This window comes from Propionispora sp. 2/2-37 (genome assembly GCF_001298735.1).
GTDB lineage: Bacteria > Bacillota > Negativicutes > Propionisporales > Propionisporaceae > Propionispora.
The window spans coordinates 227,741-240,732 of the sequence record NZ_CYSP01000001.1 but is presented as its reverse complement, the minus strand read 5'-3'; the positions used below and the strand labels follow the sequence as shown (position 1 = coordinate 240,732).

The following is a 12,992-nucleotide window of genomic DNA, read 5'->3' as shown; positions in this document are numbered from 1 at the left end:
TAAAGCCCCTCTTATACTATGTCCGCTTAAACATTTTTGCTAAATCTTTGGGAGAAAACCGGATCATAGCGGGTCTACCATGCGGGCAGGTATAAGAAAGATCGGTACTGCATAATTCATCAACCAGTGCTTGTATCTGCCGCATGGTAAGTGTATCCCCGGCTTTGATCGCAGCCCGACAAGAGGCAATCTGTAACCCGGCATGCCGGAGATCCTGTGCTGTCGGTTTATGCATAGTCTGAACTTCCAAAAGAATTTGTCTTAGCAGGTCTTCACTGTCGCTGGCAGAAATATCGGCAGGAACCTCTGTCAAACGCACGGTATTTGGTCCCACTATATCCAAAGAAAATCCCAGTTGATAAAAAACTGCCGAATGTTCCTGGATGACATCCATTTCTCTTGGATCGAATTCGAAAAAAACCGGAACCAATAATTGCTGAATGGGGATACGGTTAGCCGCTTTACTCATTCGATCGTAAAGAATTCGTTCATGGGCGGCATGCTGATCAATAATGTAGAGTCCGTCTTTACCTTGAGCCAAAATATAGCAGTCTTCAATCTGCCCCAGCGCTCTTAATGCAAACTGAGTTCCTTCGACGGTTGCTCTCACTGATTCTAAAGGAGAGATCGGAGGTAGTGGAAATATATTGTCCTGCCGTTGCAGACTTTCACGTGCAACCATTATCGGTGAAACCTCTTCCTGCTGTGAATAATCGGAGTCTAGTGAGGTCTGTTTCCAATGACATACCTTCCCTGCTGCAGGTGCGAATGAATTGGCATTTTGATATCTCTCCGTAAACCGCAGCTGGACAGTGGCCGCCAATTGAGTCGGTGGCAAAGGAGCCGTCAGCGTCGCTGTAACGGCCTTATACACGGAACGAAAAACTTTTTGCTCATCCCGGAATTTAATATCAACTTTTTGCGGATGAACATTTATATCTACACTGTCTAATGGAACCGTAATGTGAAGTACAGTAAGAGGATACCCGGTTTTCGGCAACAAAGAGTGATAAGCATTATCAACAGCCTTGGCAATAAAGCGGTTATTAATAACTCGTAAATTGACAATATAGGTTTGCCACTGCCGGCTGCTTTTTAAAAGTGTAGGCTTGCCAATAATTCCGGAAATAGTTATGTCGTTATCGGCATAATTCACATTAATCAGATCATCGGCAACCTGTACCCCATATAAACTGGTAAGTACATCGACTAACTTATTAGTTCCCGGAGTATGCATGACTAACTTTTGATTATTAATCAACTTAAAAGAAACTTCCGGATGCGATAAAGCCAACTTGGAGACTATATTATGAATTTGTGAACTTTCTGCCCCTGGAGTTTTCAAAAACTTCCGTCTGGCCGGCGTATTGAAAAACAAATCGCTAACCGTAATTGTTGTGCCAATATTACTGCCCCCTTCACGCATATCGGTAAGCGTACCGCCCTGAATTTCCAAAAAGGTTCCCAAAGTTTCCTGTTTAAGCCGGGTAGTTAATGTAAATTTAGCTACTGCCGCAATACTGGGTAACGCTTCCCCACGGAAACCAAGCGAGCTGATGCACTCCAAGTCTTCTACTTCCCGGATCTTACTGGTGGCATGACGTACCACGGAAAGTTTGGCATCTTCAGAACTCATTCCGCTGCCGTCATCCGTCACCCGGATAAAGCTGGTTCCCCCATCTTCTATTTCTATTTCAATGGTTCGGCTACCCGCATCCAGAGAGTTTTCTATTAGCTCTTTTACAATGGATGCCGGTCGCTCTACTACTTCTCCTGCCGCAATTTTATTGGCAGTATTTTCATCAAGCACACGGATAATCGATGCGTTCATAGCTGGCCTGCCTCCTGTTTAGCCTGATTCTGCAGCCTATATAAAATATTGATTGCCTCTAGGGGAGTTATTGTCATGACATCTATCGCTGCTAATTCTTCCACCAGTGAACTGGTAAATAAAGACAAGGCTTCGCTATGACTGGCCGCCGTTTGACAAGTTGCTTCCTTTGTCTCGTTTATTGCCTGATGCTGTTCTAGTTCATGCAAAATTTCCTGTGCCCGTTCAATCACTTTTTTTGGCAAGCCAGCCAGCTGGGCTACATGAATACCATAACTTTTATCCGCTCCGCCCGGAATAATCCGGCGCAAAAATATGACATCATTTCCACGTTCTTTTACTGCAACCGAATAGTTTTGCACACCGGAATGCGACTCTGCCAGTTCGGTCAGTTCATGATAGTGAGTGGCAAACAGGGTTTTCGCTTTGATCCGGGTCTTAATATACTCAATTACTGCTTTTGCAATGCTCATCCCGTCAAAGGTACTTGTCCCCCGCCCAATCTCATCCAATATAATCAAGCTGTTTTGCGTAGCATGTTTCAGAATTTGAGCTACTTCATTCATTTCAACCATAAAAGTGCTTTGTCCGGTTGCCAGGTCATCACTGGCTCCCACTCTTGTAAAAATGCGGTCAACCGGACAAAAACTTGCTTCACGGGCCGGAATAAAACTACCAATTTGAGCCAGCAGCGCTAAAACAGCCACCTGCCGCATATAGGTCGATTTACCCGCCATATTGGGCCCGGTTATAATCATGATTTCGCTATCTCCATGGTTAAGCAGCGTATCATTCGGCACAAACATTTCTTTGAACAGCAATCTTTCGACAACCGGGTGCCGCCCATCACGGATTACGATTTCCCGCCTGTTGTTAATGACAGGCCTAACATAATTGTACCGGGCAGCTGCTTCGCTCAGACTTGTTAAAACATCAATCTGTGCTACCTGTCGCGCCGTATGCTGAATTTCCTGAATGCGCTCCTTTATGTACTCACGTACCGTGCTAAACAGATGATATTCAATTGAAACGATTTTTTCTTGAGCGCCTAATACTTTCGTCTCAAACTCTTTAAGTTCAGGAGTAATATAGCGTTCCGCATTGGCCAACGTCTGTTTGCGGATGTAATGTGCAGGAACCGCAGCCGCATGAGTATGTGTGACTTCCAGATAATAACCAAAGACTTTATTATAGCCGATCTTCATTGATTTGATACCTGTAGCTTCGCGTTCCTTCATTTCTAAATCCTGTATCCACCGTTTACTGTCCCGTGCAATATTACGCAGCTCGTCCAGTTCAAAGTCATAGCCTTCTTTTATTAATCCGCCCTCGCGAACAGAGAAAGGTGGTGTGTCGACAATAGCATTTTCGATCAAATTGACTACATCCTGATGAATACGAATATTGGCACCCGTCGTTTTTAGTAAATGACTGCTAATATCTGCTAAGCCCTTCTTAATACGCGGCAAAGAGGACAGCGAATTTTTAAGAGCAATTAAATCGCGGGCATTCGCAGTTCCTACTTCAATACGGGTTAAAATACGTTCAAAATCGTAGATATCCGCTAACGCGGCATGAAGGCTTTGACGCAATAAAGGATTTTCCAATAAAGAGGTAATGGCATCCTGGCGGAATATAATGTCCTGTGCCTGTAATAGCGGATATTCAAGCCATTTTCGTAAAAGTCTGCCTCCCATTGCCGTTTTGGTAAAATCCAATACCGAATAAACAGTATCTTTTTTGCTGCCATCACGCATATTTCTTGTTATTTCTAAGTTTCGTAATGTTGCGGCATCCAGTACCAGATGTTCCGCCGCATTATACCTAACTAAACGGTTAATATGTGATAAATCATTTTTTACCGTCTGGTTTAAATAATAAAGGAGATAACCGACAGTATGATAGGCTCCTCCCTTCTCCGGAAGGTCGTCCTTAGCGAAGTGTTTTTCCGGAAGAAGCTGAACTAAACTTACATCATCTATTTTCAGAGTCGTTACCGTACAATTGGGCATGCGATTGTCCATAAAGGATTCCAACCCGGCAAAATCATTTATCCTGCCGGTAAGTACTAATTCTGAAGGCATTAGTCTGAACAACTGGTCACAAAGGGAGCTTTGGCGGTCCGGTCCGCTGAATGAGGACCACAGGCATTCCCCTGTGGAAATATCAGCGGCGGCCAGATACAGGATATTGGCATCTTCTGATATAACCGCTAAAAAATTGTTATTCTGATCCGGCAGAAGATTTTCTGAAAGAACGGTACCGGGAGTAATAATTTTTATGACTTCCCGGCGTACCAGGCCCTTCACCTGCTTAGGATCTTCCATCTGCTCACAAATGGCAATTTTATAACCTTTGCTAATCAACTTAGACAGGTAAGGTTCTGCAGCATGATAAGGAATACCGCACATAGGCACACGGGTATTTTGTCCGCCTTCGCGTGAGGTTAATGTAATTTCCAATTCACGCGAAGCCAGCTCGGCATCATCAAAAAACATTTCATAAAAATCACCAAGACGGAAAAATAGTATTTCCTGAGGGTGATTTTTTTTTATTTCCCGATACTGCTCTAGCATCGGAGTATAGCTCACGCTCATATTCGCTCACCTTTTTCTGTTTCTAAATTTTAGGATAAAAGTTGTCCCTTTAACAACCAGGTTTGGGCATTAACAATGTAAACCGGCAATAGCTGGCCAACTTTTTCCGTGCCTTTCTTATCCCACAGAACGATTTTATTCGTACGTGTCCTGCCCATCCACCTGGTTTCATCATTTTTACTAGGCCCTTCCACAAGAACTTCTAAAGTCTGTCCTTGCAAACTCTGGTTAATATCCAGGCTAATATCATTTTGCATTGTCATTAAACGCTGCAATCTTGCCTTTTTTTCGGCAAGAGGAACCTGCCCCGGCATGGCAGCTGCAGGAGTACCGGAGCGCTGTGAATAAATAAATGTATAGGCAGCATCAAAACGAATTTCCTTAAGCAATTGGATTGTTTCTAAAAATAATTCTTCCGTCTCCCCGGGAAACCCTACAATAATATCAGTAGTAATACTGGCATTCGGAACGGCTTCCCGTATTTTTTTCATCAAAGAAAGATAGTATTCGGTACTATAGCCACGATTCATTTTCTCCAGAATTTTATCGCTCCCCGATTGGATGGGCAAATGAAAATGTTCACAGATTTTTGTACTCTGACTAATCACATCGATTACCGCATCATTCATATCCCGCGGGTGTGAAGTCATATACCGGATACGTTCTACGGCGGAAGACCGGTCTACTGCCTCAAGAAGCCTTGCAAATCCCTGCGTCTCTTGTTTATCCTTACCGTAAGAGTTTACATTTTGTCCAAGCAGTGTCACTTCTTTGAATCCATCCGCCGCTAACTGATTGATTTCCCTAAGAATGTCCTCAACAGAACGACTGCGTTCTCTCCCCCGCACATAAGGAACGATACAATACGTACAAAAATTATTACAACCGTACATAATCGGAACATACGCCGAAACTTGTCCCTTATGAACGGTAGGAACATCCGGCGCCATCTGTTCGGCCTGTTCCCATACCGCCAGCACTTTTTCCTTTTTATTTTCTACTTCCGCAATCAATTCAGCTAATTTATGGACATTATGCGTTCCAATAATAAAATCAATATGAGATGCTTTCTTAAAAATTTTCTCCTGATCTTTTTGGGCCATGCACCCCGCAATGCCTATCAGCAAGTTTGGGTTAACAGCTTTTAATTTTTTTAGCTCACCAATTTTTCCATATATCTTTTTCTCGGCACTTTCCCGTACACAACAGGTATTAATAATAATCAGATCAGCCTGATCAAGTTTATCCGTAAATTGATACCCCGCAGTTTTTAATTGACCGGCAAACCGTTCAGAATCGTTTTCATTCATTTGACAACCATATGTAAGAATGCACATAAATTTCTGGCATTGATTTTTTCCGTCTATGTCAACATCATTTTCTATTCTATCTGTCATTCATTTATCCTCCAGAAAACTCTTGATGATGGATATTATACCCTATATTATGATATCAAACAACTAAACCTAAAACCGGCTTTTTATAAAAACATGGATACTTAGCAAACAGATAAAAAAATCCTTACTAAAATAATAAAAACCCAATTGGGTTTTTATTATTTTAGTAAGGAATATTATAAAACTTTATCAAGAGCGTCACTAAACTCTTTCCGCGGTCGGTAGCCAACCAGTCTGGTAACTTCTTGTCCGTTCTTAAAAACAAGAACAGTAGGGATGCTCATAACATTGTATTGACCAGCCAATTCTCCTTGTTCATCAATATTCACCTTAGCAATAACCGCTTTTCCGTCATATGCCTGGGCCACCGCCTCAATTTCCGGTGCAACCATTTTGCAGGGCCCGCACCAAGCTGCCCAAAAATCTACTAGAACAGGCTTATCTGTATTTATTATACTGGAAAATTCAGTCTGGTTGGAAATGTTTACCACGCTCATAAAAATACCTCCTCCCCCCCATGCCGGGGGTTACTATGATAAAATTATAAAAAATATTCTTCCAAAAGTCAATCCTATTTATTATACTAATTCGCTTTACAGATAAGGCACAATAGAATATTATTAAGTCATATATTTATATGATTTTTGAAAGGAAATAGCCATGGAATTTAAAAATACACTGTACACGCGTCGCTCGGTTCGAAAGTATACCGAGCAACAGCCCGATAAATCAACAATTCTTACTTTGCTAGATGCTGCTACTCAGGCGCCCAGCGCCACAAATTCACAACCCTGGTGCTTTGCTGTCATTCAGGACCGTGTTTTGTTAAAAAACTATTCTGACCGCATCAAAACATATTTACTAAGTATATTGGATACCCATCCCTCATTGTTAAAATACAAACCTCTGTTAGAAAAAGATAATTATGATGTATTCCATAATGCCGGGACACTACTTATCATTTATGCCAAACCAAAGGGGCCTTTTGCTTGTGGCGATTGTTGTCTGGCCGCACAGAATATCATGTTAACAGCTCATGATTCAGGCTTAGGAACCTGCTGGATCGGTTTTGCCCAGGATTTTTTGCAAAAGCCGGATATCAAACAAGAATTAAATATTCCGGCGGAATACACCATGGTAGCTCCTTTAATTCTAGGCTATCCCGCTACCCAGGCCAAGCCGTTAATAAAAAAGAAACCGGAAATACTTTATTGGAAAAAATGATACCCGTATTACTTCAATTAGAAGCACCACGGGTATTATGTCATCATTATGAGCCATCAATAAGCCGAGTTCTGTTCCGCAAAAGCGGCGATGATCATTTATCTAGACCGTCAGTTACCTGACGATTCAAGCGACGCAACCCGGAAGGCTCAGCGGGCAGCTTCATCCCTTCCCTATTCGGTCTTGCTCCAGGTGGGGTTTACCTAGCCAATCAGTCACCTGATTGCTGGTGCGCTCTTACCGCACCGTTCCATCCTTGCCTGCTATCCAGGCGGTCTACATTTCTGTGGCACTTTCCCTGAGGTCACCCTCGCTGGACGTTATCCAGCACCCTGCCCTATGGAGCTCGGACTTTCCTCAAATACGCAAGGGTATTTGCGATCATCTTTCCGACTCATATATCAAACTAGAAATATATTTTATCAGCTTAATAAGACTTCGTCAAGAAGATCCTCTAATAAAAATCAAAAATATCCTTATTGCAATGTTCACCGGATTCAATTTCCACAAACCATTTATGTTGAGTGGCAAAATTATTCAGATATTTCACAAGATCAGCAATGACCGGTTGTTCTGTGGCAAAATGTCCGGCATCAATAACAGAAATGCCCGCCTGCACTGCATTATGTGCTTCATGATACTTCACATCACCGGTTACCAACACGTCAGCCCCCAAAGCAACGGCTTCGGAAATCAATCCAGCGCCACTGCCTCCACATATGGCCACCTTGTTAATCATAGCGTTGTGCTGTCCGGCAACTCTGACAAAGCTGACAGAAAGTGCCTGCTTCACCTGACAAATAAACTCTGTCAAGCTCGTGGGATGAAGTAATTCGCCAATACGCCCCAATCCGAACGGCTGCCCTTTATTTTCCAGCGAATACACATCATACGCAACTTCTTCATAAGGATGGACTTTAAGCATTGCATTAATAATCCGCTGAATTCCAGACTCCGGCACGATAGTTTCCAGACGGTATTCGTCCACAATTTCCAGTTCTCCCTTGGTTCCTATAAACGGATTAGTCCCTTCCAATGGCAGAAAGGCTCCTTTTCCTGGAGACTGAAAGGTACAATGACTATATTTGCCAATATGGCCACCACCTGCTTCTGTCAGGGCTGACCGAACTTCAACAATATGCGTTTGAGGAACAAAGACGACTAGTTTTAATAATTTTTCGTTCTTATAAATATTCAATGTTCTTATGTTTTGTAACAAAAGTTTTCTGGCCAGGCTGTCATTTACACCGCCGGCCGTTATATCTAAATTGGTATGGGCAGCATAAACAGCAATATCAGCTTTTAATAATTTTGCAATAACCATTCCTGAATACAAATCTGTGCGGATATTCTTCATCCCGTGAAAAATCAAGGGATGATGTGAAATAATCATGTCCACTTTACTATCAACGGCATAGTCAACAACAGTCGGTGTGACATCTAAAACAACTAAAACTTTTCTTATTTTTTGTCCCGGATTTCCAACCAGCAGTCCGACATTATCCCAGTCTTCCGCCAGATAATCGGGTGCTAATTGATTCATTGCATCCATGATCAGTTGGCATTTTACAGACATTTTCGCCTAGCCTCCAATGCTTCTAGCTTATCCGACAAAATTGAAAATTTTGAGGAAGCATGCGCCCGTTCACTGGCTTTCATATTTTCCCGCATTCTACTATACTGCCTGATAAGCAAGGAAATATGCTCTTTCAGGAATGGATGCCTGCTATTCCATAAGAAAGGGCCAATATCGTATAAAATATCCTCTAAATGGGGTGAGCATCCGGGTTCGGCCACAACGATTTCATATAGCCGCCCCTCTTCCGGCACAAGATCCTCTGCCACAATGCGCCATTGATGACTGACAAACCACCGACGCACTAACCCTGTGGCAATCATAGGTTGTATGATAAAACGTTGAACAGACTGGGTTACCCTGGGGTGTTGAGATAAAATATTAATGATCGTAGGGCCTCCCATACCGGCAATAACTACCGTTTCTGCTTCACCCGGATGTAAAACAGACAAGCCATCACCTAAGCGCAATGATACTTGGCTTTTTAATGCAAAACGCTTCAGTGTTTCTTCGGCCGACCGATAGGGCCCAGTATTGACTTCCCCGGCAATTGCTGAAGATATAACATGTTTTTGTATAAGAAAAATCGGCAAATAAGCATGATCGGTACCGATGTCGGCTAGTCGTGAGGACTGCGGCACGAAACGGGCAATTGCAGCCAGCCTTTTACTTAAATGCAACCATCTCACCTCTATCATCTTTCCTCTTCCAGTCTATCTCTATTATATCAAAATAAATAATATCTATTTCTATAGAAAAATATGCAAAGCAACTGCTTTGCATATTTGTTCTTATGGTGGGCGATGACAGGATCGAACTGCCGACATCCTGCTTGTAAGGCAGGCGCTCTCCCAGCTGAGCTAATCGCCCTTTTCAATTTTTAAACCTAATGGTTGGTTTCTAATCATCAGTGGTGACCCGTGGGGGAATCGAACCCCCGATACCGCCGTGAAAGGGCGGTGTCTTAACCGCTTGACCAACGGGCCAAAACTATCTGATCTGTCAATGGTGGGCCCACCTGGGATCGAACCAGGGACCAGCCGGTTATGAGCCGGCTGCTCTACCGCTGAGCTATAGGCCCGGAGAATATAAAACAGGTTTTCCGAAGAAAGCCTGTTTAGCAATCCTATAGATGGCTCCTCGAGTAGGACTCGAACCTACGACCGATCGGTTAACAGCCGATTGCTCTACCAACTGAGCTATCGAGGAATGATACCAACAAGATCTATTATAAAGCAATATATATTTTTAGTCAATAGATTCTTTCATTTTTATGAAAACTCACTCATTCGTTCTATTCCAAAAAATCTTTTAACTTTTTACTTCGGCTCGGATGACGCAGTTTACGCAGCGCTTTTGCTTCTATCTGCCGTATACGTTCCCGTGTAACGCCAAAATGCTGCCCAACCTCTTCCAGCGTACGTGCTCTCCCGTCATCCAATCCAAAACGAAGCCGAAGAACTTTCTCTTCACGCGGTGTCAGAGTCTCTAAAACTTCCTCCAGTTGCTCTTTCAACAACATAAAGGAAGCAGCTTCCGCCGGAGCCGGTGCGTCCTGATCTTCAATAAAATCACCTAAATGGGAATCTTCCTCTTCGCCTATAGGAGTTTCCAGCGATACCGGTTCCTGGGCAATTTTCATAATCTCCCGCACACGGTCGACACTGATTTCCATTTCACGGGCAATTTCTTCCGGTAGCGGCTCACGCCCAAGTTCCTGCAATAACTGTCGTGATACCCGGATAAGTTTATTGATCGTTTCTACCATATGCACTGGAATACGGATGGTACGGGCCTGATCAGCGATTGCCCTGGTTATGGCCTGGCGAATCCACCACGTCGCATAGGTACTAAATTTATAGCCTTTATTATAGTCAAATTTTTCGACCGCCTTGATCAAGCCAAGGTTCCCCTCCTGAATGAGATCCAGAAACAGCATGCCACGCCCCACATAACGTTTAGCAATACTAACTACTAATCGCAGATTTGCTTCCGCTAGACGGCGCTTGGCCTCTTCATCTCCCTGTTCCATCCGTTGGGCCAGTCTAATTTCTTCATCAGCATTTAAAAGGGGCACCCGGCCAATTTCCTTAAGGTACATTCGAACAGGATCATCTATGCTGATCCCCTCAGGGATGGTTAAATCGATATCCACCTCTTCCGGAGTCACTTCTTCCATCTCTGAAATATCCGGCTCATCCAATCCTTCTACATCCGGGATTTCATCTACAATCTCTATTCCCTTACTAGAAAAAACCTCATACATATCATCAATTTCATCGGGAGATAAATCATCACCTTGGAGAGTGTCCATTATCTCAGCATAAGTCAGCATACCACCGCGTTGTTTTCCCTTATGCAATAACTCATTGACATGCTCATTTGGTACAACACTCTTTTTCTCCGTCATCTTGCTCCCCCCCTCCGTTGGCAATCCAATTTAGCTGCAAAACTACAGTACCTAGCCGCACTAGGACTGATGTAATTTACTAATTTCATCATTTATTCGCTGGCTTTCCGCTAATTCCTGCAGAAAACTACTATCCCCCATACGCTGTAATTCATCAGCACGCAACCGATGTTGTTCATATAAATCTTTCAAACTGGTCAAACGTATAGTTTTTAAGCAATCGTCAACCATTTGCGCTACATTATTTAAGTCAATATCCATCAGCATAATATGGGAAAGTTCATTATCAGCTTCTGCTCCCAACGCCTCCAGAAAATTAACATCCGCAATATTTTTCTCCATATTATACGCATTAAATATAAGTTTCATTATTTTTTTTCTTAGCTCATCCCGAACATCTTCTAATCGTAACTGTACTTGGACATATGGGATAATCGACCTATCCTCGCACATGAACCGGATAAGATTTTTTTCCGCTTGAGCCAATGCAGTAATATGATTGTCCCGCAGGTGAATTGCAGTAATATCCTTTCCCATTTTTACAATTTTATCCTTTTTGTTAAAAATTAAAAATTTACGCAATTCGCTGCGAACCGAAGCTTCATCGATAGAAAGAGAATCTGCTATTTGCGTAATATAACCATTAATTTCAACTTCATTATCCAAGGCTGCTAATATGGGAATCATTTTATTTACCACCGCAACTTTTCCTTCTAAAGTGGAAAAATCCGTTGCCCGGAGTGCTGTCTGCAAGTGATAATCAACAACCGAAAGACTGTTGGTAATTAACAGTTTAAAGGCATCAGCTCCATGCTTTTTTATATACTCGTCAGGATCTTTTCCATCTGGTATATCTACAATCTTAATAGTTACACCCTGCCTGCGAGCAATTTCCAACGCTCTCGCTGTAGCTTTCTGACCGGCACCATCACTATCATAGGCAAATACAATCTCGCGAGCAGACCGCAGAGCCTTCGCCTGCTCCAACGTAAAGGCGGTTCCTAAGGAAGCTACTGTATTTTGTATGCCCGCCGCGTGCGCAGTAATGGCATCCAGATACCCCTCCACAACTACAGCCTGTCCTGTTGCTTTAATATATTTTTCTGCTATGTTCAATCCAAATAGAATATGGCGTTTATTAAAAATGGGTGTTTCTGGAGAATTCAAGTATTTGGGATGGCTTTCGTCAATTACCCGTCCGCCAAAACCAACGACCCGCCCACGTAAATCACAAATCGGAAACATGATCCGGTTACGAAAACGATCGTACATACTCCCACCCGCATTTTTGGCAACCGCAAGACCTGACTTAATCATTATGTCTGCACTAATATCTCGTTTTGTCAACGCACTGACCAATCTGTCCCAGGACGGAGGAGCAAATCCCAATTTAAACAACGCTATTGATTCATCACTAATACCGCGACGAGTAAGATATTCGCGTGCTGTATGAGCCAAATTGGTTTTCGTAAGACAAGAATAAAAAAAAGCACTGGCCAATTCATGCGCATGGAATAATCTGTCCTGTTCCCGTTCGAGATATCTTTCCTGTTCTGTTTTCTCTCTTTCCGGCAGAGGGATATTGAGTTTACCTGCTAATAATTTTACAGCATCGGAAAATCCGATATTTTCAATTTTCATTAAAAAACTGAAAATATTCCCCCCTGTCTGACAGCCAAAGCAATAAAAGAATCCCTTTTCAGGAGCCACAGAAAATGATGGAGTTTTTTCATTATGGAAAGGACAACATCCCCAAAAATTTTTCCCCTTTTTATGCAAAGAAACATAACCGGAAATAATACTTACAATATCACTTTCTGAACGCAACCTTTCAACAAATTCTCCATATTCCCTATCCTTCATGCCAATCAATTCACCTTTTATGCCACTTTCTGCAACTGCAATTAATGATTATAATATCTTTGCATAAGTATATATATAAGAATATTTTTTATCC

Annotated in this window: 9 protein-coding genes, 4 tRNA genes and 1 other RNA gene; 1 reads left to right on the top strand and 13 read right to left on the bottom strand. The window is 42.5% G+C overall.

The features are described 5' to 3' along the window. Positions 1-16 precede the first annotated feature (16 nt). From mutL to trxA, 4 genes are all read right to left on the bottom strand, one after another. Entirely contained in the window at positions 17-1,831 is a 1,815-nt protein-coding gene (gene mutL / locus P22_RS01250) for a DNA mismatch repair endonuclease MutL (protein ID WP_054258379.1), read from the bottom strand. Beyond that, positions 1,828-4,428, bottom strand: a complete 2,601-nt coding sequence (mutS, locus tag P22_RS01245) for a DNA mismatch repair protein MutS (protein WP_054258378.1) — start codon at positions 4,426-4,428, stop codon at positions 1,828-1,830. Before mutS ends, mutL begins: the two co-directional genes overlap by 4 nt. Positions 4,429-4,457: 29 nt before the next feature. Continuing rightward, positions 4,458-5,825, bottom strand: a complete 1,368-nt coding sequence (gene miaB, locus P22_RS01240) for a tRNA (N6-isopentenyl adenosine(37)-C2)-methylthiotransferase MiaB (RefSeq protein WP_082378360.1) — start codon at positions 5,823-5,825, stop codon at positions 4,458-4,460. Positions 5,826-6,001: 176 nt separating this feature from the next. After that, positions 6,002-6,322 carry a thioredoxin gene (gene trxA / locus P22_RS01235; RefSeq protein WP_054258377.1) on the bottom strand — a complete coding sequence of 107 codons (321 nt, stop codon included), beginning with the start codon at positions 6,320-6,322 and terminating at the stop codon, positions 6,002-6,004. A gap of 163 nt (positions 6,323-6,485) precedes the next feature. Between trxA and P22_RS01230 the strand changes: the two genes are divergently transcribed. Then, the gene (locus P22_RS01230) at positions 6,486-7,049 is read left to right on the top strand and encodes a nitroreductase family protein (RefSeq protein ID WP_054258376.1); all 564 of its coding nucleotides are present in this window, start codon (positions 6,486-6,488) and stop codon (positions 7,047-7,049) included. A 45-nt stretch (positions 7,050-7,094) separates the two neighbouring features. Here the strand turns inward: P22_RS01230 and rnpB are convergent. The 9 genes from rnpB to dnaG form a co-directional block, all read right to left on the bottom strand. Next, positions 7,095-7,446, bottom strand: an RNA gene (rnpB, locus tag P22_RS01845) — RNase P RNA component class A. A 57-nt stretch (positions 7,447-7,503) separates the two neighbouring features. Beyond that, a complete protein-coding gene (locus tag P22_RS01225; RefSeq protein WP_054258375.1) occupies positions 7,504-8,625 on the bottom strand; it encodes a Nif3-like dinuclear metal center hexameric protein in 1,122 nt (373 codons plus the stop codon). Beyond that, on the bottom strand, positions 8,616-9,323 hold the full coding sequence (locus P22_RS01220) for a tRNA (adenine(22)-N(1))-methyltransferase (protein ID WP_069972729.1): 708 nt from the start codon (positions 9,321-9,323) through the stop codon (positions 8,616-8,618). Before P22_RS01220 ends, P22_RS01225 begins: the two co-directional genes overlap by 10 nt. Before the next feature lie 96 nt (positions 9,324-9,419). Further along, a tRNA-Val gene (locus P22_RS01215) sits at positions 9,420-9,495 on the bottom strand. Positions 9,496-9,536: 41 nt separating this feature from the next. Continuing rightward, positions 9,537-9,611, bottom strand: a tRNA-Glu gene (locus P22_RS01210). A gap of 20 nt (positions 9,612-9,631) precedes the next feature. Then, a tRNA-Ile gene (locus P22_RS01205) sits at positions 9,632-9,706 on the bottom strand. A 52-nt stretch (positions 9,707-9,758) separates the two neighbouring features. Then, positions 9,759-9,834, bottom strand: a tRNA-Asn gene (locus tag P22_RS01200). A gap of 85 nt (positions 9,835-9,919) precedes the next feature. Continuing rightward, complete coding sequence (gene rpoD / locus P22_RS01195; protein ID WP_054258374.1) at positions 9,920-11,035, bottom strand: RNA polymerase sigma factor RpoD; 1,116 nt, start codon at positions 11,033-11,035, stop codon at positions 9,920-9,922. Positions 11,036-11,095: 60 nt separating this feature from the next. Then, complete coding sequence (gene dnaG, locus P22_RS01190; protein WP_054258373.1) at positions 11,096-12,898, bottom strand: DNA primase; 1,803 nt, start codon at positions 12,896-12,898, stop codon at positions 11,096-11,098. Positions 12,899-12,992 lie beyond the last annotated feature (94 nt).

Excerpts from the sequence above, each read along its gene's own strand:
- mutL (WP_054258379.1), bottom strand. The coding sequence starts at position 1,831 with ATGAACGCATCGATTATCCGTGTGCTTGATGAAAATACTGCCAATAAA.
- mutS (WP_054258378.1), bottom strand. The coding sequence starts at position 4,428 with ATGAGCGTGAGCTATACTCCGATGCTAGAGCAGTATCGGGAAATAAAA.
- miaB (WP_082378360.1), bottom strand. The coding sequence starts at position 5,825 with ATGACAGATAGAATAGAAAATGATGTTGACATAGACGGAAAAAATCAA.
- trxA (WP_054258377.1), bottom strand. The coding sequence starts at position 6,322 with ATGAGCGTGGTAAACATTTCCAACCAGACTGAATTTTCCAGTATAATA.
- P22_RS01230 (WP_054258376.1), top strand. The coding sequence starts at position 6,486 with ATGGAATTTAAAAATACACTGTACACGCGTCGCTCGGTTCGAAAGTAT.
- P22_RS01225 (WP_054258375.1), bottom strand. The coding sequence starts at position 8,625 with ATGTCTGTAAAATGCCAACTGATCATGGATGCAATGAATCAATTAGCA.
- P22_RS01220 (WP_069972729.1), bottom strand. The coding sequence starts at position 9,323 with ATGATAGAGGTGAGATGGTTGCATTTAAGTAAAAGGCTGGCTGCAATT.
- rpoD (WP_054258374.1), bottom strand. The coding sequence starts at position 11,035 with ATGACGGAGAAAAAGAGTGTTGTACCAAATGAGCATGTCAATGAGTTA.
- dnaG (WP_054258373.1), bottom strand. The coding sequence starts at position 12,898 with ATGAAGGATAGGGAATATGGAGAATTTGTTGAAAGGTTGCGTTCAGAA.